We start from the raw sequence: 20,318 nt of genomic DNA on the forward strand, positions 1-20,318 counted from the left end.
TGATCATGGGGAGGGGTGCGGCGCCAGGAGGCGCCCCGGTGCGCGGGGAGGGACCACGCCGGACGCCCTACGCGCGCTGCGTGCGGCGCGGGCCGGGGCGGTACGGGTGTTCCGGCCGTGACGGCACCGGCGGACCGCGAAGGCGGCGGCGTGCGGCTGCGGGCGGTGGCGGCCCGTCGTGCGGATGCCCCGGGACGTGCCTCTCATCGCGGCCCCCTGCGCCCCCTCGCGGACCGGCCTTCGCACGGGAAGGCTACGGCGGCGCGCGGGCCTCGCGCAGCCCCTTGCGGCAACCCGCGGGGAAGGCCCGGGTGGCCGCCCGCGGGCCTCATCCCCCGGTGATCGCGCGGGCCAGCGCCTTCACGCCGGCCGGACGGGTCGTGTCCACCCGGTGCACCCGGCCCAGGGCGAGCGGTACGGCGTTCTCCACCCACAACGGCCAGTCCTCCTCCGGGAATCGCGTCACCTCGGTGTGCACCGGATGCCGCTGGTGGGCCCGTTCACGGAACCTGCGGCGCGCCGTCTCCGCGGGCACCGCGCACCACACCTCGTGCACGTCGTCGGCCCCGGCGCGCGCGAGCCCCGCGGCCACCAGCGGTCGCGTGTGCGCGAGCCACGGGCTCTCCAGCACCGCCCCCACGGGCGCGTCCGCCAGCAGTGTCCACAGCGTCTCGGCCGCCGCCGCCCCCAGCGACCGGCTCCATTCGCGCGCAGTCCGGTCCGCCGGGCGCAGCGGCGCCAGGGTGTCGGCCAGGGTCTCCTTCACGGAGTCCTTGCTCAGCAAGGGGAGTTCCAGTTCGCGGGCGAGCGCCCGCGCGAGCGTCGTCTTCCCGGCACCGGGCAGACCGTTGACCAACACGGCTAGCATGCCGCGACCTTAGCCACCGGCAGGGGCCGGAATACCCCATTCGGCCGACTTCGCCGACGTGTCGGGGACGCCGCGCCGCGGACGCGGGAGCGGCCGATTTCGTGTCACGTCCATTGACACGAAATTACGTCGGTGGTCCACTGGAACCCGCATGGACAACAAACGGACCTATGAGATGAAGGCCCGGGCGGAGACCACGGCGCAGACACGCCGCCGGATCATGCAGTCGGCCTTCGAACTGTCGAACGAGACCAAGTCGTTGGAGATCGTCGTCGCCGACGTCGCGGCCCGCGCGGGGGTCAGTGTGCGGACCGTACTGCGGCACTTCGGAAGCCGGGACGGGCTCTTCGAGGCCGTGACCGCGTACGTCCGTGACGAGGTCCGCGAGGAGCGGGCCGCGCCCGTGGGCGATGCCGCGACGGCGGTCGAGGTGCTCTACGACCACTACGAGCTGCGCGGCGAGATGGTGTTGCGACTGCTCGGTGAGGAACTGGGCGACCCACGGGTGCGGTCGGTGACCGAGCAGGGCCGCCGACTGCACCGAGCCTGGGTGGAACAGGTCTTCGCCCCGCAGCTGTCCGATCGCACCGACGCGGAACGCGAGCTGGTGACCGACCTGCTGGTGGTCGCCACCGACGTCTACACATGGAAGCTGCTGTGCCGCGACCGGGAACTGGACCGGCGCCAGGCGCAACAGCGGGTCAGGTTCATGATCGACGCGGTCCTGGGGACCGTGGGGGAGGAGCGTTGAGATGGCCCGCATCCTGTTCGTCACCTGGGAGGGCGGCGGCAATGTGCCGCCGGCCCTCGGCATGGCCGCCGAACTCGCCCGGCGCGGCGACACGGTCCGCTTCCTGGGCCACCCGCAGCAGCGCGGGACGGTCGAGGCGGCGGGGTTCCGCTTCGAGTCCTGTGACACCGCCCGGCCCTGGTCGGCCACGGCGCGCACCAGCCCGGCCGGCTACCTGGGCATGTTCACGGACGCCGGGCCCGGCCGGGACCTGGCGGCCGCCGTGGCGCGCGAGCGGACCGACCTGGCGGTGATCGACTGCCTGAGCTTCTCCGCGCTGCGGACCGCCCAGGAGACGGGGCTGCGCCACGTGGTGCTGGCGCACACCTTCCACGGGTACCTGACCAGGAGCTGGAGCCGCGGCCCCCTCGCTGTCGGTGCCGCGTTCAAGGGGTACCGCCCGCTGCGGCTCTGGGCGTCCGCCGAGGAGGTGCTCGTGACCGCCCTTCCCGAACTGGACCCGGCGCGGTCGGGCTCGCGACCGCCCAACGTCCACCACACAGGGCCGGTGCTCCCCGGCGCGGCTCGGCCTGCCAGGTTTGAAGGGCAGCGGATCCTGGTGAGCCTGAGCACCATTCACTACCCCGCGCAGGCCCGTGCCCTCCAGGCGATCCTGGACGCCGTCGCGGACCTGCCCGTGCACGCCGTGGTGACCACGGGCGACGCCGTCGAACCGTCGACGATGCGTGCGCCGCGCAACGCCGAACTCCACCGGTACATCCCGCACGACGAGGTGATGCCCGAGGTCTCGCTCGTCGTCGGCCACGGCGGCCACGGCACCACCATGCAGGCGCTCGCCCACGACCTGCCGCTGGTGGTCATGCCGATGCACCCCATGCTCGACCAGCCGGCCGTCGGAAAGGTCGTCGAGGAGCACGGTGCGGCCCGGGTCGTCCGGCGGAACGCCTCCCCGGCCCGCATCCGCGCCGCCATCGCCGACCTGCTCACTTCCGCATCCCACCGGCAGGCCGCCGCCCGGCTCGGCGCCCTGATCCGGGCCCGCGGCGGCGCCGCGGCCGCCGCCGACCGGATCGGCGCGCTCGCGGCGGCTCCCGTCTGACGGTCCTTCCCGGCGACCGGTGACGCATCGTCGGCAGTCGTGCCGGGACCGCCGAACCGCCCGGCAGCTCGGCACGGCTGCCGGCGACCGCGAGCGGCCGTGCGCCTAGGCGGGCGGTGCGACCAGCGTCTCGGACTGCCCCGAGTCCCGCAGCGCGGCGGCCACAAAACCGCCGGCCTTCAGCTCCTCCACCACGGCGCGCAGGAACGCGACCGTCTCGGGCCGCCGCTTCCTCGTCGTGCCGACCGCCTGCCGGATCTCCATGAACCGCTCCTCGACCAGCCGCAGTCCGGGTCGGTCCGCGACGAAGCCGGTCATGGGCTGGCGGATGCCCGCCGCGACCTCGAGGCCCTCGGCGAGGAACACGTCCACGCCCTCGTCGCCGCGCACCAGCGCGGCGTGCCGCAGGGTGCGGGTGAGGAAGAGGTCGTAGGCCGAGCCGCGCTTCACGCCGATGCGCACACCCGGCCGGTCCACGTCGGCCGCCGTGACGATCGTGGAGTCCCGCGGCACGGCGTAGACACCCTCGATCACCACGTACGGGGCGGTGAAGGCCACGTCCGCCTCGCGGGCGGGCTCCACGGCCAGGAAGCAGAGGTCCGCGCGGCCCGTCGCCATCGCCTCGTAGGACTTGCGGGCCGCGTCGAAGCACAGGTACTCCACCGGCACGTCCAGCCGTGCCGCGATCTCCCCCGCGATGGCGACGGTCACGCCGCCCGGCTCGCGCTCGGTGCCGTGCGCCAGTACCGGATTGCCCAGGTTGATCGAGGCCCGCAGAACTCCGGTGGGGGCCAAGTCCCCGATGACGTCGGTCGTTGCGATGGTCATGGGGCCGAGTGTAGGAGTCCCCACCGACATCGTGGCAGGTGGTGCACGCGTCGGCGGCCCCCGTGCCCCTCTCTCCACAGGCCTGCGGCGGTGTTGTCAGTGCCCCCGCCTACAGTTCCGGTCACTTGATCAACCCGGTGCAGGGAGGCACACGATGGGGTGGGTGACGGCGGGCGACTACGAGGTCTCCCTCGACGACGGAAAGGTCGTCTGCCGCAACGCGGCCGGCCGCCGGCTGAAGTCCGTTCCGGGCAAACTGGCCGACGATCCCGCGGTGGTGGGGCTGCGTCAGCTCACCGAATGGCTGGAACGGCACGAACGGCAGTGCCTGGCCGACGTGGAGCGGTGGATGGTGCGCTCGCTGCCGGTGCCGATCGCCGTCGTCGCTGCGGTGTGGCCCGACCCGGCCTGGCAGGCGGCCCTGCGTGACGTCGTCGTGACCGGCGCCGACGGGCAGGTCGCCGGCTTCCTGCGGGACGCCGGGACGGAGCGCGGGCTCGGGCTGGTGGACCTGGACGGCGACACCGTGCGCATCGCCCCCGAACTCGTCCGCATCCCGCACCCCGTCCTCCTGGACGACCTCGATGACCTGCGCGAGTTCGCGGTCGAGCTGGGCGTGGAGCAGCGGGCCCAGCAGCTCTTCCGCGAGGTCTGGCACCGCCCGGCGGACCTGGACCCCGAGGGCACCACGGTGGAGGACTACGCGGGCGGCACCTTCAAGGAGCTGCGCTTCCTGCACGGCCGTGCCACCTCGCTCGGCTACCGGGTGCGCGGAGGGCACGCCGTCTGCCCCGTCCTCGAGGACGGCCGGCCCGTCGAGGCCCGCATCTGGATCGGCGACTACGACGGCTGGAGCGAGACCGAGACCGGCCCCCTGTCCTGGACCGACAGCGCGGGACGCGCCCTGAAGCTCGGTCAGGTCGGCGCCGTCGCCTGGTCGGAAGGCATGCGCATGGCGGCCGCCCTGTACGCGGGCCGCGACATCGAGGACGAGGAGCAGGCGGCATGAGTACCCCCGACCGGAACACCGTCACCGCGCTGCTGGACGCCGGAGCCGTGCTGCCCCTGGGCACCACCGCGGGCGAGGATGCCGACACCCTCACCGTGCGCGGCTACACCCACCCCGTTCTCGACGGCCGCCGTGTCGTCCGGCTCGTCCCGGGCACCCTCGGCGCGGCGGAGGACCTGGCACTGGACTTCCTCGGCCTGATCCGCGAGCCGGAGACGCCCGAGGTCGGCCAGGTGCGCCGGGAGACCCTCGGCTTCCCCGCCTGGGCCCTGGTCAACGACCCGGCCAACGGCCACCACGCGCTCGCGCTGGTCAAGGACATCGAACGGCTCGCACGGATCGCCAAATCCCGTGCCGGAGCCGCCAAGGACGGCTTCGAGGCCCTGGCCGAACGCCTCGGCCGCGCCGTGCCGCACTTCCTGCCCACCTTCCACGAGCAGGCCGCCCGGGTCTTCCTCCAGCACGAGAACACCACCTACGCCGCCGCCTTCTTCGGCAAGGCCCGCGCCGCCGAGCGCGTCCACGGCCTCGCTGTCGACGAGGACCGCCAACGTGCCGTGTTCCTGGAGTTCGCCTTCGCGGGCGCGCTCACCGTCAAGGCGCTCAAGGAGCACGTCAAGGACCTCGCGCTGCGCCTCGACCCGTCCGAGGCCTGGCGGCAGTTCCGCCAACTCACCGTGGAGCGCTGCGCGGCCGGGATGCCGCCGTACGCCTCGCTGCCGCAGGACGCCCGCGGGCTGATCAAGGCCGCCGGGCTGGACCGGGTCAGCGAGGAGTGCGCCCTCGTCGCCGACCTGCTGGCCTCGCCCGCCGTCGTGCGCGCGCCCGGTTCCTTCTGGACCGCCTACCGGCCCACCCTGGTGGTGCTCGCCGAGCGGCAACCGGCGGTACGGGCCCGGCTGCTGGAGATCATGCCGACCGGCCTCGGCCGTGACCCCGAGCACGACGAGTTCTGGCTCGCGCTGCTCGCCGAGACCGGCGCCGACACCCTCCTGACCGGGGAGGCCGGCGAGACCGCGACGGCCGTCGACGCGGCGGACTGGCTGACCCGCTGGGCCACGCACCGCAAGCACGGCTCGCCCAGCTCCGAACGCTCCGCGTCCACTCTCGCCCTGGTCGCCCGGATGGCTCCCCGGCTGCGCGCCGGCGGACGCCCCGTCGACCTCTTCGCGGCCCGCTGGCGCGCCGGCGCCGAACTCGACCTGCTCGACCTCTGCGCGGCGGAGGGCGTCCCGCTCACCGTCCCCGACGACCCCGCGAACGTCCACCTGCCGCTCGCGCCGTGGCTGCTCGACCGCGGCACCGGACAGCGCGACCTCGTGGCCACCGGCGCCGACCCGCGCCTTCGGCGCCTGCTGCACCACGCGATCGGTCAACTCGGCGACCAGCGCACGCAGCCGGCGGCACTGGAAGCCCTGGCCGAGCACCCGGTGCTCAGCACCGTCCTGCACGCCTGGCTGGACGAGGCGGCGGAACAGTTCACCGGCGCCCGCGGCCTGCCCGCCTCCCGCACCGCCCTCAGCCGCATGCGGCCCTTCCGGTCCGTCGCGGCGCGGGTCAACCCCGCCGCCCTCGCCCGCGTAGCCGGTCACGACCTCGCTCCGCTGCTCGGCCACACCCTGCGCGAGGGCATCCTCGACGAACTGGGCTGGCCGGCACTGGAGGAGGCCATGGAACTCCTCGACGCCGCTGTCGTCGCGTCTCCCGGGGAGCACTCGCTCGCGATCACCGAGGCCTGGCCCGCCCTCGTCCTCGTCCGCAAGCACAAGGTCGTTGTCGTCGGCCCCGAGAAGGTGCTCCTCGAACACGACCTGCGCATCCCCGTGGAACTCGACCGCTGGCACCAGCCGCACTTCCGCTACACCGACGGCGAACTCCTCGTGATGTGGCGGGAGGGCGACAAACAGCGCGGTTACTGGTCCGCCAGGCCCGCCGACATCCTCACCCTCGGCGGCGAGACCGTTCCGACGTGGGGGCACGCGCAGGTCGCCACGCCCTCGATCCCCCTCCCCGGCGGCGGCCGTGCCACCGGCGGACGCACCCTGCACGCCGGTGACACGGTGGTGCCGCCGAGCCACCCGGTCCTCGGCGATGGCACCTCCTTCTGGCGCCAGGGCAAGCAGGGCCGCGAACAGGTCTGGGTGGAGTACGACCCGGTCACGGGCACCCACGGCCGCGCCTCGCTCCCCGCCTTCCTGCGCTCCGGCATCCGCGAGGGCGCCCGGCTCCAGCAGGACGACTGCGAGGTCCTGCCGCTTCAACCCGGCCTGGAGGGAACGCCCTTCGGTACGGACGGCACGGTCCTGGGCCGCTGGGTCCGCGTCGAGGGTGCGGGCGCGGAGGCGCGCTGCACCGCCGGCACGCCCGACGGCCGCATCGTCGGTTTCCCCGCCCGGAAGGCGGAGAGCTGGTCCCGGACCGTGCCGCTCGGCGCCCTGCGGCTGCCCGGTGGCGCGGAGCCGGTCGTGGCTCACACCCGCCAGTCGGTGTCGCTCCACGCGGCCGGCGACACGACCGGCACCGACGAACTCGCCACTTTGTCGCTGTGCGGGAACGGCGGGGAGTTCGCCGCCGGCACCCGGCTCGTCCCGCCGCTCGCCTTCTGGCACGCCTTGCGCCCCCGCGACGAGCAGGGCTCGGCCATACTGCGCGCTTTCACCGACGCGCAGGCCGCCGACGTGCTGAGGACCACCGCGAGCGCCCTCGCCGAACGGCGGGAAGAGGTGGCCCGCACCAAGGAGTACACCGGCCCCTCCGCCGCCGTCCTGGCGCGTGCCTGCGTGGCGCGGGCCCTCCCGGCGCTCACCGAGAAGCGGATGCTCGAAGGAGTGGGCGCGCTCGTGCAGAGCGTGCTGCGTCACCTGGAGGGCGTGACCGGCTTCGTGGCACCGCCCGCGGATCGGACGGCGCAGTCACGCAACCGCACCGAGGGCATGTTCGCCGACCACAGCCCCGAGCACGGCGACGACCACACTCTGCGCGGCGCCGTCGCCGGCATCGCCGAGCAGATCTACTCCTGGTGGTCGGGCGACACGCAGTGGACCACACTCCGGCAGATCCACTCCGTGAACCACGTACTGTCCGGCCGGCCCGCCGAGGGCAAGCCGCTCCCCGGCCGGGACAGGATCGGCGCGCCCGGAGACGGATGGCACAGCGACGAGCACACGGTTCCCGGCATGGGGCTGGCGTGGCCGTCCGTCCTCGGCGGGCTGCGCGCGCTGGCCTTCCGGGCGGCGTCCCCCGCCGTGCCGGCGAAGGAGCGCGAGGCGCTGTGCCTGCTCTTCGAGGCGATCGGCGAAGGACGGCTGGCGGCACCCGGGGGCGGGCTCCGCGAGGTCGTCCTCCGGGAGAAGCACGAGACGCAGCAGCGGGTGGGGCAGGTCCTGCGCCGCGGTGACCGCACCGTGGTGATCCTCGCCTGCAAGAGCGTCGACGGACAGCGTGATCACGTCCGATGGGTCGCCCTCGACCACGACCCCTCCGGGGCGTTCGGAGCCGTCGCCCACTTCACCTCGGAGGAGGAGACCGACCGGGCCCCGGACCTTCCCGCCGGGCGACTGGACGAACTGACCCGGCTCCTGCGGGACAAGGGCGCGACGCCCTGGCGGGAGGACGGCCCGGGGGAGCTCGTCGCGGCGACGGGCGGCGGCCTCGGCCCCGTGCAGGCGACACTGCTGCTGGCCGGCCTGCCCAAGGACCCGGACACCTCGGCACTGGCGGTCGTCGGACTGAAGCCGCGGCAGGGGGAGTTCGGCGAGGGCCTGCTGGGCTCACTCGATCAGGACGACCAGGCGGCCCTGGCCGGCGCCCTTCTGCCGGAGGACCCGGCCGAACTGTGGACCACCGGGCCCGACATCGCGGCGGCCGGCCGCGTCTGGGCGGAACGGCTCGGCGACTTCGTCCGTGTGCCGGAGGAGGTGGCCGGTGAACTCGCCGGCGTTCCGGCCGCGGCGGCCGAGGCGGTCCTCAACCCCGCCCTGACCCCGTGGCTCAGCCGCACCACCGTGCAACGGCCCGACAAGGACGGCGACCTCGTCCCCCAGGACCCCCACGCGCTGCCCGGACGGCAGGACGTCCCCCGCTCCGTCGCCGCGCTGGCACAACTCGCCTACGGCCTGCCGTACGGCCATCCGCTGCGCGCCGCGCTGCCCGGCGGCCTGACCGCGCTGCGCCGCCGGCTCGCCGATCCCGGACTGCTCGTCGACGCCGACATCGAGTGGATGGAGAAGGGCGGCTCCACCGCTGTCCAGCTCCGCAAGGCCTACGGACTGCCCGCCACCGGCGGCGCCGACGCCCATGGCCTGACCCATGCCGGCGAGGCCCTGGTGCTGCGCCCCTGGTACGGCGACACCGAGGCGGTGCTCGTCCGCCCGGCCGGGCTGACCGGCCCCGACGACTCCGTCTTCGGCCTCGTCGAGGGACTGGTCGGTCCGCACCGCGGTGGCGCCCTGCGCAGCCTGCGCGCCGTCCTCGGTCACGGGCTGGAGCGCGCGCTCGCCGCGGGCACCGGTCCCGACGCCCCGGCCGGCCATGCCCAGGACCCCACCCTCACCGTGCCCGGCCTCGTCTCCGAGGTCGCCGCCGCCCACGGTCTCGGTGAGGACGCGGCCGCGCTCTACCTGCAACTGCTCGCCCTGCCCGACCCCACGGACCGCAACTGCGTCCGCTGGACCGGCTGGAAGCCCGCGCGCACGAAGAAGGCCCGCACCGAACTCGCCGCGAGCGGCCTGGTCGTCGAGGCCCGCCGTCCGCGCGCCGGGCGCACGCTCTTCCTGCCCTGCGGCTGGCGCGACCTCAAGGCACCCGCCCTGCCGGTGGAGACCTGGAAGGAAGGCCTCTACCCCGTGCGCGACCACGTCAGGACCGTCCCGCTGCTCCCGGTGCCCGAACTGTTCACCGCCGCCTGGGACCGTGTCCGCGACGGCGACGCCCCCGCCTTCGAAGAACTCACCACCCGCGCCACCCGGAAGGGCCGCCGCCGATGACCACCACCGCACCCCCCGCCGACCCCACCACGCCCGCGCGGCGGCAGATCACCCCGCCCGAGGACCGGTACGCCACCGAGCTGGCCTTCCTCGCGGCCCACGACGGCGGCCCCCGCCCGCCCGCCTGGCGGCTCACCCCGCGTGCCGTCGTCACCTTCGTCATGGGCAGCGGCGGACAGCCGCTGAAGCTGCCGGAGGACGCCGTGGTGCCCGACGGCGTCCCGCGCCGGCTCGTGGTCGAGGGGAAGTTCGTCGGCGACCGCGCCCTGGTGGAGCGCTGTGTCGTGACGCTCGCGGGGGAGCGCGGCCTGCTGCTCGTCGGCGAGCCCGGCACCGCGAAGTCGATGCTCTCCGAGCTGCTGTCCGCCGCCGTCTGCGGCACCAGCGGCCTGGTCGTCCAGGGCACGGCCGGCACGACGGAGGACCAGCTCAAGTACGGCTGGAACTACGCCCTGCTGCTCGCCCAGGGACCCAGTCGGCAGGCGCTCGTCCCCTCGCCGGTCCTCACGGCCATGTCGCGCGGCGCCGTCGCCCGCGTCGAGGAGGTCACCCGCTGCCTTCCCGAGGTACAGGACTCCCTGGTCTCCCTGCTCTCCGAGCGACGCATCGCGATCCCCGAACTCGCGGGCGGTGACGATGCCCTGGCGCACGCCGCACCCGGCTTCACCCTCATCGCCACCGCCAACCTCCGCGACAAGGGCGTCTCCGAGATGTCCGCCGCCCTCAAGCGCCGCTTCAACTTCGAGACCGTCGGCCCCATCGGCGACCTCGACGCCGAGACCGCGCTCGTGCGCAGCCAGTCCCGCGCCGCCGTCGAACGCGCGGGGGCGCCCTACCAGGTCGACGACGCCGTCCTGGAGGCCCTGGTCACCGCCTTCCGCGACCTGCGCGAGGGCCGCTCCGCCGAGGGCTGGGAGGTGGAGCGCCCCTCCACGGTCATGAGCACCGCCGAGGCCGTGTCGGTGGCGGGCGCACTCGCCCTGGCCGCCGCGTACTTCCCCGGCGACCGCGACGTGCTCGGCCTGCTGCCCGGGCATCTGCTCGGCGTGGTGCGCAAGGACGACCCGGCCGACGCGGCACGGCTGCTCGGCTACTGGGACGGTCCCGTCCGGTGCCGCGCCGAGCAGGGCTCCCCGACCTGGCGCACCCTGTGGGAACTGCGCACCGTGCTGGAGGGCTGACGGCCGTGTCCCGTACCCCCGACGCCGCCCTCGCGGCGTTCACGGACACGGCGGCGCCGTACCTCATCGGTGTGCGCCACCACGCGCCGTCGCTCGCGGCCGCCGTGCCCGCCCTGCTGGACGACGCGAAGCCTGACGTCCTGCTCGTCGAACTCCCCGGCGAGATGCAGGAATGGCTGCCCTGGCTCGCCCACGAGGAGACCCGGGCACCCGTCGCCCTCGCCGCCGCCCCCGGCGACGGAGCGGGCGGCGGTCCGGCCTTCTACCCCTTCGCCGACTTCTCGCCCGAGCTCGCCGCCGTGCGCTGGGCGGCCCGGCACGGCGTCCCGGCCGTGGCCTGCGACCTGCCGCTCGCCGATCGCGCGTGGGCCGTCGGCCGGGAAGCACCGGGCGCGGCGGGGGAGTCCGGGCGGCCCGGACTCCACGCGGCCCTGGGCGACCACGTCACCGGACGCCCCGGGGACGACCTGTGGGACCGCCTCGTCGAGGCCACCGCCCCCGGTTCGACGCCCGAGGCGCTGCGCCGTGCCGCCCTGCTGACGGGATGGGCCCTGCGCGAGGACGCGGCAGCCTCCGGCGGTGTTCCCGTACTCGACCTGCGGCGCGAGGCGTGGATGCGATCCCGCCTCGCCGACGCCACGACCGGCGGGGCCCGAGCGGCCGTGGTCGTCGGCGCCTTCCACGCCCCGGCACTGCTGCCGGGGGCGACCCCCGCGGGCGTGTCCGCGGAGGGCGAGGACACCGGGACAGCGGCGCGCGAGGACGCCCGCCCCTGGACGACCTCCCTCATCCCCTACACCTATGCGCTGCTGGACGAGCGCTCCGGCTACCCCGCGGGCATCCGCGACCCGGAATGGCAGCACCTCGTCCTCGACACGGCCGGCGACCCCGAGGCGCTCGAGAACGCGCTCATCCGCACAGCGGTCCGCCTCTGCGCCGAACTGCGGGCACAGGGCCACCCGTCCGGCCCGGCCGACGCCCGGGAGATCGGCCGGCTCGCCGGCGACCTTGCCCGGCTGCGCGGACTGCCGGCCGCGGGGCGGGGCGAACTCGTCGAGGCCGTGCAGACCGTGCTCACGCAGGGCGAGCCGTACGGGCGGGGGCGAGCGGTCGCGCGGGCCATGGAGCGCGTCCTCGTGGGCAGCCGGAGCGGGCGGCCCGCCCCCGGCGCCCCGCGCAGCGGACTCGCCCCCGCGGTGGAGGCCGAGGCCGCCGCGCTCGGACTGCCGGGACCGGACTCCACGACGGCGGCCGCCGACGCCCGGGACCTGCGGCTCGACCCGCTGCGCTCCGACCTCGACCGCCGGCGCGAACTGCTCCTGCGCCGGCTGGCGGTGTGCGGCGTGCCGTACGCCGAGCCGAGGGACGTCAGCGGCGTCGGCGGCGCCGACGCGCTCACCACCCGCTGGCAGGTGCGCTGGACCCCCGCGACCGCCGCGATGCTCACGGCCGCGGGCACCCGCGGGGTCACCTCGGCCCAGGCCGCCGAGGGCGTGCTCCGCGAGCGCCGCCGGTCGGAGACGGACGAGGGTGGTCCCACCGCGGCCCAGACGCTGCGCGGCCTCGCCGAGGCCGCCGAGTGCGGGCTGCCCGTGCTCACCGACGAACGTCTGGCCGAGGCGGCGGGCGTCCTGCCCGGTACCGGCACCCTGCCCGAACTCCTCGGTGGCCTGGCACTGCTGGACCGCGTGCGCGCCGGGCACATCGCCGGCCTCGGTCCCGACGCGGACCGCACGGCTCGAGCGGAAGCCGTTGCCGACCTGCTGACGGCCGCCGCAGTACGCCAGGTCGACGGTCTCACCGGTTCCGAGGATCCCGCCGACGCCCACGCGCTGCTCGAACTCGCCCACCGTGCGGACCGGTTCGGCGGCATCCGGCTCGCCGACGCACTCGCGCGCCTCGCGGCCGGCGGATCGCCCCTGATGCGCGGTGCCGCCGGCGCCGTCCGTGTCCTCCTGGGCCACGAGCCCGCGCGCGATCTCGGCGCCCGGGTCGCCTCGTGGCTCGACGGGGCGACCGACCCGCCCTCGCGTGCCGCCCTCGGCGCCCGCCTGACCGGCCTGCTCACCGCGGCCGGCCCGCTCCTGGAAGCCGCCGCCCCGGCGCTGGAACCGCTGCTCGACCGTGTCGCCGACCTCCCCGACCGCGCCTTCCTCGACCGACTCCCCGCCCTCCGGGGCGGCTTCGACACCCTCAGCCCCGCCGCCCGCGACCGGCTCCTGACGGCCGTCGAGGAACGTCTCGACGTCAGCGGCATCGCCGACACGGCGGGAGCCGACCCGTTGGCCCTCGCCGCGTGGACCCGTGCCGACCTCACCGCCCGCACCACCCTGCAACGCCTGGGCCTGCTCCCTCCGTGTGACGCCCCGTCGCCGGAGGGGGCGGACGACGCCGGGCCGGGCGCGCGTGATTCCGCACCCGGCACGGCGGACGACCCGTCCGCCCGCACCATCGGTGCGGCGGACCGCTGGCGGCTCGTGCTCGGCCGCCGGGCGGAGCGCCTGCCGCGCGGCGCGGCGGCCTTGGCCACCGCGCTGGACGAGCTGTACGGCCGGGGACGTGGCGAGGGGAGCCGCGGCGACATGGCGGCCGGCAACGGCGGGGGCCGGGAGGCGGCCTACCCCGGGGTGCGCGAGTGGTCGGAGGAACTGGCCGCGCTGTTCGGGCACGGTATCCGCGAGGAAGTCCTCGCCGCGGCGGCCGCGTCGGGCCGCAAGGACGCCCTCACCGAACTCGACCCGGACAGCGTGCGCCCCTCGGTGGAGCTGCTGCGTACGGTGCTCGCGCACGCCGGAGGCCTGCCCGAGGCACGGCTGGCGGCCCTCCGGCCCCTCGTCCGCCGCCTCGTCGAGGCCCTGACGCGGCAGCTCGCCACCCGCCTGCGCCCCGCGCTGCACGGCGCCGTCGTGCCCCGACCCAGCCGGCGGCCGGGCGGCGGTCTCGACCTGCCGCGCACCCTGCGGGCGAACCTCGCGACCGCCCGCCGCGCCCCGGACGGCACGGTCCAGGTCGTCCCCGAGCGCCCGGTGTTCCGCACCCGGGCCCAACGCGCCGCCGACTGGCGGCTGATCCTCGTCACGGACGTGTCCGGGTCCATGGAGGCGTCCACGATCTGGGCGGCGCTGACCGCGTCCGTCCTGGCCGGGGTGCGGACCCTGTCGACGCACTTCCTGGCGTTCTCCACCGAGGTCATCGACCTCACCGATCACGTCACGGACCCGTTGTCGCTGCTCCTGGAGGTCAGCGTCGGCGGCGGCACCCACATCGCGGCCGGACTGCGCCACGCGCGGGAGTTGGTGACCGTCCCGTCGCGCACGCTCGTCGTGGTCGTCAGTGACTTCGAGGAGGGCTACCCGGTCGGCGGACTCCTCGCCGAGGTCCGGGCGCTCGTCGGCGCCGGCTGCCACGTGCTCGGCTGCGCGAGCCTCGACGACACGGGACGCCCCCGCTACTCCACCGGCGTGGCCGGTCAGCTCGTCGCCGCGGGCATGCCCGTGGCCGCCCTCAGCCCCCTCGAACTCGCCCGCTGGGTGGGGGAGAAGATCACGTGAACCCGAACCTGCCCCCGGTCGCTCCCGCCGTGACCGCCGCCCTCGTCGCGGCGCTCTCGCCCCGGCTGCGCAAACGCCTCGACGCGGGCGCCGCCAAGCTGGCCGACCGTCCGGTCGTCCGCGACGGCGACACCATGCGCATCGCGATCGACGACGACACCGACCTCGAACTGCACGCCCCCGGCGGCAGGGTGACGAGCACCGAGGCGATCCGCTGCGGATGCCTGCTCGCCCCGGACTGTCTGCACCGCGCCTCCGCCGCCTCCGCAGCGCCGGTCGCCGAAGCCGACGCGGAGTACACGGATCCGGAAGGCGCCGTCCAGACCGGGGACGCCGGGCCGCCCCAGGCGGCGGAGATCGCCACCCCGGAGCAGCGCGCCGCCGCCGACGCCGTGCGCGGCGCGGCCGCCGCCGTCCTCGAGGCGGGCGTCGACGGTGCCGGCGCCGTGCCCCAGGCGGAGTTGCTGCGCGCGGCGCACACGGCCCGGGTCGCCGGGCTGCCCCGGATCGCCTCGGCCGCCGTCTCCGTCGTCACCCGACTCCGTGCCGCACGCTCCGGCGACCCGGCCCACCGCCTGGCCGAGCTCGTCGAGGCACTGCGCGAACTGCTCGGCCCCGCGCACCGCCTGCCGTACGCCGCGGGCCCCGAACTGGCTGCCGTGCGCGGCACCGCACGGCAGCCCTACACCCCGGACGGCTCGTTGCGGCTGTACGGCCTGTTCTCCGAACCCGTGCTCACCGCGAGCGGCCACGCGGGCGCCGTCACATGGACGGCCGACGCCGAGGGCCGCCTTTACACCGTCTCCGACGTCCTCCCCGGTGGCCCCGGAAGGGCCACCGGCGCCGCCGACCGCAGCGTCCGCATCGGCGACACGGCCCTGACCCACCGCGAGTTGTCCCGCGCGGGACTCGCGGTGTCCGGCGCCACCGTCTCGCCCACCGGCCGGCTCGGCGCGGGCGCCGGGGTACGGGCCGTACGGGCCTCCGGCGCGGCCTGGACCGGTGAGCCGCTGGACCGGCTGTGGTCCGTACCCGCCGCCGACCAGGCAGCCCGCGCGCTGGCCACGGGTGACGGCCTGCTCTTCCTCGACGTCACGCTCACCGGCACCGTGCGCGAGTCAGGAGGGGACTGCCTGCTCGCCGACTGCGACGGCCTGACGCTCCGTCTGACCGCCGCCCACGACCACCCCGCCCTGCCGTACCGGGACAATCTGCGACTCCTCGCGGCCGCCCCCGGCCTCCGCCTGCGCGTCATCGCCCGTCTCGACCCGGCACCGCACGCCCGCGCCCGGCTGCTCGCCCTGAGCCACCCCACGGACCCCGAGGCACGGCTCGACGCAGGACTCGACCGCCTCCAACGTGCCGACCTGCCCCCGTCCGGCCCGCCCACGGTCACCGCCGCCCCTCCCGCCGCCTCCGACGACGCGCCCCTGCACCTGCTGCACCGCCGCGTCCAGCAGGCCGTGTCGGGCGGCCGCCGCGTGGTCGCCCTCTCCTCCACCGTCCCCGCCGACACCCACCGCCTACGCCGGGCCGGCCTCGCCACCGCGGCCGACCTCCTCTCCGACCTCCACGCCCGCGCGGCCACCCGCGACCGCGACGCGTTCGGCCGCCTCCTCCCCACCGACCCCGCCCACTTCGCCCACGCCTGGCTCGCCGCCGTCACCTACACCGCCGAGGTCGACCGCGCCCTCTGCGCCGCCGCCTGGGGCGCCGACGTCCGCGAGTGAGCGGGTGATCGACGTCGCCCCGGCCTCACGCCCGGGCCATGGCCATGCTGCGACGGTGGAGGCCGGGATGCCGGGCCGATGCCGGGGCAGCGCGAGAGGAAACGTCAGCAGCGTGACGAGAGGGAGCGGGCTGCCGCGCGGTGCGCGCCGGACACGGGCCACTGGGAAGTGCTCTTCGAGACCGACGACGCGGTGGAGTGGCGTGCGCACATGCGACGCCTTCGATCGTCCGACACGCGGATCGACTGGACGGCGGTGCGGATGGACATGTTCTGCGGCCGCCTGGTCCACCCGACCGCTTACCGGCTGAGCGTCTTTGTGCCGGACCCCGATCGCGATCCGCGTCAGGAGCCCGCCGACAGCTGATCTTTGTGATCGTCCGACCGGCCCGGGGCCGCGTCGCGCGCCCGGTACGTCCCCGCGGGTTCCGGCCGTCTTCTCCGTCCTGCGCGAGCGCGACGGGCGCCGCCACCAACGGGGCCCGGATCCGCATGACGTGGGCCCGCACCGGGTGCCGGCCCCATGTCCGCCGCCGGAAGGGACTTTGCGCGGACGCGTCCCCAGCACCCTCCGGCGGCGGCCGGCGGAGCCCCGCCGGCCGCGCGGTCCCGCCTCCGTGACCGCCCCGGGCCCGCCTCCGTACCTGCCCCGGGTCCGCGCGACCCCGTTTGGCGCGATCCGTTCGCCCGGGCGTGTGGTTCACGTGCGCATCGTGGGCCCGGTGTTGACAGGTATTCAGCTGAGGCGTTTCACTCATGCCCGCTGGCAACGTTGTCAGGAGCCGGACAACGTTGTCGTGCGCCGAGCGAGTGCGGCGCACTCTCAGTCATCCGTGAAGACGACCCGGTTGTGGAGGCACGTGATGGCAAGACCCTGGCGCGACCTGCTGATCCGCAGGCCCCATCTCCCGCGCGTACGGCGCCTGCGCGTTCCGCTGGCGGCGGTCGCCGTCCTGAGTCTCGCGGCCGGACCGCTGCAGGCGGCCTCCGCCGCGGCGCCGGCCGCCGACGTCCCCTGGGCCGACGACCCGGCGTCATTGGTCAATCCGATCATCGGAACATCGGGCGCAGTGGACACCTTCCCCGGTCCCGACGCGCCCTTCGGCATGCTCCAGTGGGGTCCGGACACGACCCCGAACCGCCCCTCCGGCGGCGGTTACGAGTACGACGACAAGAAGATCTCCGGCTACAGCCTCACGCACATCTCGGGCCCCGGCTGCCCCGCCGCCGGTGACGTGCCCGTGCTCCCCGTCGCCGGGTCCCTCACCGGCGACCTGGGCGCGACCTCGACCGGCTTCAGCCACGCCAACGAGCAGGCGGAGGCGGGCTACTACCGGCTGACCGACGACACGGGCATCACCACGGAGCTGACCAGCACCACCCGCGCCGGGCTCGCCACCTTCACCTTCCCCGGCAGCGCCGACTCGCACCTGCTGCTCAAGCTCAGCGGCGGTGCCACGCAGATCGACAACACCCGCGCCCAGGTGGTCAACGACCACGAGGTGTCGGGCGCGGTGAGCAGTGGCCACTTCTGCGGGGCCGACAACACCTACACGCTGCACTTCCGCATGACCTTCGACCGCCCCTTCACCAGCAGCGGCACCTGGGTCGGCTCCACGATCAATCCGCAGGCGAAGTCGCTGCGCCTCGGCGCCCCGGAGCAGCCGGCCACGCCCCCGGCGACCCGCGGCCCGCAGAAGGAGCGGCACTTCACCGTGCCGGGCCGCCCCGGCCCCCGCGCGGGCCACGGCCCGGACGGCGACTCCGCGAAGGGCTCCGAGACCGGGGTCACCCCGAGTGCCGGCACCCGCGCGAAGCCCCCGGTCACCGGCGCCAACGGCATGTACCTGACGTTCGACACCACCACCCAGAAGGCCGTGAAGGCCAAGGTGGCCATCTCGTACACCAGTGACGCCAACGCCGGGAAGAACCTGACCTCCGAGATCCCAGGCTGGAACTTCGCCGGCGTCCGGCAGGCCAACCACGACGCCTGGAACAAGGTCCTGGGCCGGCTGCGGATCGGCGGCGGGAGCCACGACCAGCAGGTGCAGTTCTACACCGCGCTGTACCACTCGCTCCTGCACCCCAACGTCTTCTCCGACGTCAACGGCGAGTACGCCGGCATGGACGGCGAGGTGCACACCGTCCGCAAGGGCCACGCCCAGTACGCCAACTACTCCGGCTGGGACACCTACCGGTCCCAGACGCAGCTGATGGCCGTCGTCGCGCCGGACGTCACCAGCGACGTCGTCACCTCCATGGTCAACGGCTTCGACCAGACCGGTCTGTTCCCCAAGTGGGCGCAGAACAACGGCGAGAGCTACGTCATGGTCGGCGACCCGGCCGCCGGGATCATCGCCGGCGCGTACGCCTTCGGAGCCCGCGACTTCGACGCCCCCGGCGCGCTGGACTCCCTCGTCCACCAGGCCACCCACCCCAACAACGACCGCCCCGGCCAGACGGTCCGCGACGCCAAGGGCTACCTGCCCATCGACGGCAGCGACTGGGGCTGCTGCAACTTCTACGGCCCGGTGTCGACGCAACTGGAGTACGACAGCGCCGACTACGCCATCGCCGCGCTCGCCAAGTCCCTCGGCGAGAACGGCGTCCACCGCACCTTCGCCACCCGCGCCCAGGACTGGCAGAACGTCTTCAACGTGCGCACCGGCTACGTCCAGGCCCGGACCACCTCCGGCGCCTTCGCCACCGGCTTCGCGCCCGGCACCTCCAACGGCTTCGTCGAGGGCACCTCGGCGCAGTACACGCCGATGATCCCGTTCAACCTCAAGGCGCTGATCGCGGCCCGCGGCGGCGCGGACGCCTACGACGCCTACCTCGACAGCCTCCTGTCGGACATCGCCCACCCCGGCGGCACCAACGCCGACCTCAGCAACGAGCCGAGCGTGGAGATCCCCTGGGAGTACTCCTACCTCGGCCGTCCCTGGAAGACGCAGGCCGCCGTCCGCGAGGCCCAGCAGAAGCTGTACTTCAACGCACCCGTCGGGCAGTTCGGCAACGACGACCTGGGCGCGATGAGCTCCTGGTACGTCTGGTCCGAGCTGGGCATGTACCCGCAGACGCCGGGCACCGACACCCTGGTGCTGGGCAGCCCGGTCTTCCCCAAGGCGCAGATCCGCCTCGGCGGCGGCCGGACGGTGCGGATCAACGCCCCGCAGGCCGCCACGGACGCACCGTACGTGCAGTCGCTGCGCGTCGACGGCACGGCGCACAACGCCGCTTGGCTGCCGTTCGCCGACCTGAGTGAGGGCGCCACGCTGGACTTCACGCTCGGTACGAGCCCCAACACCTCGTGGGCGTCGGCGGCTTCGGCCGCCCCGCCGTCCGACGCCACCGGCCAGCGCACCGTGCTGGCGGGCTCCGGCCCGTCCGGCGCCGGGCTGGTGCTCGCCCCCGGCGGCAGCGGTACCGGCACGCTCGACCTGGCCAACATCGGATCCAAGGAAGAGGTGGTGCGCTGGACCGCGCAGGTGCCGTCCGGGGTCTCCCTGGCGGCCACGTCGGGGTCGCTCACCCTGGGGGCCGGGGCGAAGGAGTCCCACCCGGTGACGGTGACCGGAGGCGGTGCGGAGGGCACGTACGACATCGTCTTCTCGCTGAGCACCGCGTCCGGCAGCGACCTCGGCACCACGGTGCTGCACGTCGCCGTCGCCGCGCCGGGCGCCCTGTGGCCGTACTACACCAATGAGGGTGTCCACCCCGATGGCAGCCAGTACAACGGCGGCTTCGACGGCGGCGGCTGGGCGTACTCCAAGGAGGCGCTGGCCGCGGCCGGGGTCCAGGGCGGCAGCACGGTGACCGCCGACGGCATCACCTACACCTGGCCGAGCACCACGGCCGGGCAGCCCGACAACATCGAGGCCTCGGGGCAGACCGTCCCGCTGACCGCGCCCGCGGGGACGACCTCGGTCGGCCTCCTGGGTTCGGCGACCAACGCCTCGTCCGCCGGCGCGACCGGCACCTTCACCGTCACCTACGCCGACGGCACGACGGCGCAGATCCGCTCCGGCTTCTCCGACTGGACGCTGGGCGGCGGCGGGGGCAAGCCGATCCCGGGCAACACCACGGCCGTCACGACGGCCTACCGCAACACCGGGAGCGGCAAGCAGGACAAGGTGGCCACCTTTGTGTTCGCCGTGAAGCTGCCCGTTGACGCCGCCAAGCGCGTCGCGAGCATCACCCTGCCGGCGACCGCCGACGGCACGGCGCACGTGTTCGCCTTCGGGTACGGGAGCTGACGCCGCGGCCGGGTGGCGGCGCCCCGCGGGGCACCGCCACCCGGCCGTACGTCCGGCAGGC

11 protein-coding genes are annotated in these 20,318 nt (G+C 75.0%); 9 read left to right on the forward strand and 2 right to left on the reverse strand.

The annotated features are described in order from the left end of the window. Positions 1–328 precede the first annotated feature (328 nt). Positions 329–868 (reverse strand): AAA family ATPase, encoded by a 540-nt coding sequence (locus ACFYXS_RS16240; protein WP_389248397.1) that lies wholly within the window; start codon positions 866–868, stop codon positions 329–331. A gap of 151 nt (positions 869–1,019) precedes the next feature. Between ACFYXS_RS16240 and ACFYXS_RS16245 the strand changes: the two genes are divergently transcribed. Then, positions 1,020–1,619 carry a TetR/AcrR family transcriptional regulator gene (locus tag ACFYXS_RS16245; RefSeq protein WP_389248399.1) on the forward strand — a complete coding sequence of 200 codons (600 nt, stop codon included), beginning with the start codon at positions 1,020–1,022 and terminating at the stop codon, positions 1,617–1,619. 1 nt (position 1,620) lies between these two features. Next, positions 1,621–2,718 carry a glycosyltransferase gene (locus ACFYXS_RS16250; RefSeq protein WP_389248401.1) on the forward strand — a complete coding sequence of 366 codons (1,098 nt, stop codon included), beginning with the start codon at positions 1,621–1,623 and terminating at the stop codon, positions 2,716–2,718. A 105-nt stretch (positions 2,719–2,823) separates the two neighbouring features. On the opposite strand, the gene ACFYXS_RS16255 is transcribed toward ACFYXS_RS16250, so the two are convergent. Beyond that, a complete protein-coding gene (locus tag ACFYXS_RS16255; RefSeq protein WP_389248403.1) occupies positions 2,824–3,546 on the reverse strand; it encodes a transporter substrate-binding domain-containing protein in 723 nt (240 codons plus the stop codon). A gap of 154 nt (positions 3,547–3,700) precedes the next feature. On the opposite strand from ACFYXS_RS16255, the gene ACFYXS_RS16260 reads away from it, so the two are divergent. The 7 genes from ACFYXS_RS16260 (at position 3,701) to ACFYXS_RS16290 (ending at position 20,257) form a co-directional block, all read left to right on the forward strand. Beyond that, a complete protein-coding gene (locus ACFYXS_RS16260; RefSeq protein WP_389248405.1) occupies positions 3,701–4,555 on the forward strand; it encodes a DUF4132 domain-containing protein in 855 nt (284 codons plus the stop codon). Continuing rightward, positions 4,552–9,540, forward strand: a complete 4,989-nt coding sequence (locus ACFYXS_RS16265; RefSeq protein WP_389248407.1) for a hypothetical protein — start codon at positions 4,552–4,554, stop codon at positions 9,538–9,540. Before ACFYXS_RS16260 ends, ACFYXS_RS16265 begins: the two co-directional genes overlap by 4 nt. Further along, positions 9,537–10,721, forward strand: coding sequence for an AAA family ATPase (locus ACFYXS_RS16270; RefSeq protein WP_389248409.1), 1,185 nt, complete (start codon positions 9,537–9,539; stop codon positions 10,719–10,721). Before ACFYXS_RS16265 ends, ACFYXS_RS16270 begins: the two co-directional genes overlap by 4 nt. Positions 10,722–10,726: 5 nt before the next feature. After that, positions 10,727–14,272 carry a DUF5682 family protein gene (locus tag ACFYXS_RS16275; RefSeq protein ID WP_389248411.1) on the forward strand — a complete coding sequence of 1,182 codons (3,546 nt, stop codon included), beginning with the start codon at positions 10,727–10,729 and terminating at the stop codon, positions 14,270–14,272. Beyond that, entirely contained in the window at positions 14,269–16,002 is a 1,734-nt protein-coding gene (locus tag ACFYXS_RS16280) for a hypothetical protein (RefSeq protein WP_389248413.1), read from the forward strand. Before ACFYXS_RS16275 ends, ACFYXS_RS16280 begins: the two co-directional genes overlap by 4 nt. Positions 16,003–16,080: 78 nt before the next feature. Continuing rightward, positions 16,081–16,368 carry a hypothetical protein gene (locus tag ACFYXS_RS16285; RefSeq protein ID WP_389248415.1) on the forward strand — a complete coding sequence of 96 codons (288 nt, stop codon included), beginning with the start codon at positions 16,081–16,083 and terminating at the stop codon, positions 16,366–16,368. A gap of 496 nt (positions 16,369–16,864) precedes the next feature. Beyond that, on the forward strand, positions 16,865–20,257 hold the full coding sequence (locus ACFYXS_RS16290) for a lectin (RefSeq protein WP_389248417.1): 3,393 nt from the start codon (positions 16,865–16,867) through the stop codon (positions 20,255–20,257). Positions 20,258–20,318 lie beyond the last annotated feature (61 nt).

Source organism: Streptomyces sp. NPDC002574 (genome assembly GCF_042889545.1).
Taxonomy (GTDB): domain Bacteria; phylum Actinomycetota; class Actinomycetes; order Streptomycetales; family Streptomycetaceae; genus Actinacidiphila.

Bases quoted from the DNA above. Each gene is read 5' to 3' on its own strand.
- ACFYXS_RS16240 (WP_389248397.1), bottom strand. From the start codon at position 868: ATGCTAGCCGTGTTGGTCAACGGTCTGCCCGGTGCCGGGAAGACGACG.
- ACFYXS_RS16245 (WP_389248399.1), top strand. From the start codon at position 1,020: ATGGACAACAAACGGACCTATGAGATGAAGGCCCGGGCGGAGACCACG.
- ACFYXS_RS16250 (WP_389248401.1), top strand. From the start codon at position 1,621: ATGGCCCGCATCCTGTTCGTCACCTGGGAGGGCGGCGGCAATGTGCCG.
- ACFYXS_RS16255 (WP_389248403.1), bottom strand. From the start codon at position 3,546: ATGACCATCGCAACGACCGACGTCATCGGGGACTTGGCCCCCACCGGA.
- ACFYXS_RS16260 (WP_389248405.1), top strand. From the start codon at position 3,701: ATGGGGTGGGTGACGGCGGGCGACTACGAGGTCTCCCTCGACGACGGA.
- ACFYXS_RS16265 (WP_389248407.1), top strand. From the start codon at position 4,552: ATGAGTACCCCCGACCGGAACACCGTCACCGCGCTGCTGGACGCCGGA.
- ACFYXS_RS16270 (WP_389248409.1), top strand. From the start codon at position 9,537: ATGACCACCACCGCACCCCCCGCCGACCCCACCACGCCCGCGCGGCGG.
- ACFYXS_RS16285 (WP_389248415.1), top strand. From the start codon at position 16,081: ATGCCGGGGCAGCGCGAGAGGAAACGTCAGCAGCGTGACGAGAGGGAG.
- ACFYXS_RS16290 (WP_389248417.1), top strand. From the start codon at position 16,865: ATGGCAAGACCCTGGCGCGACCTGCTGATCCGCAGGCCCCATCTCCCG.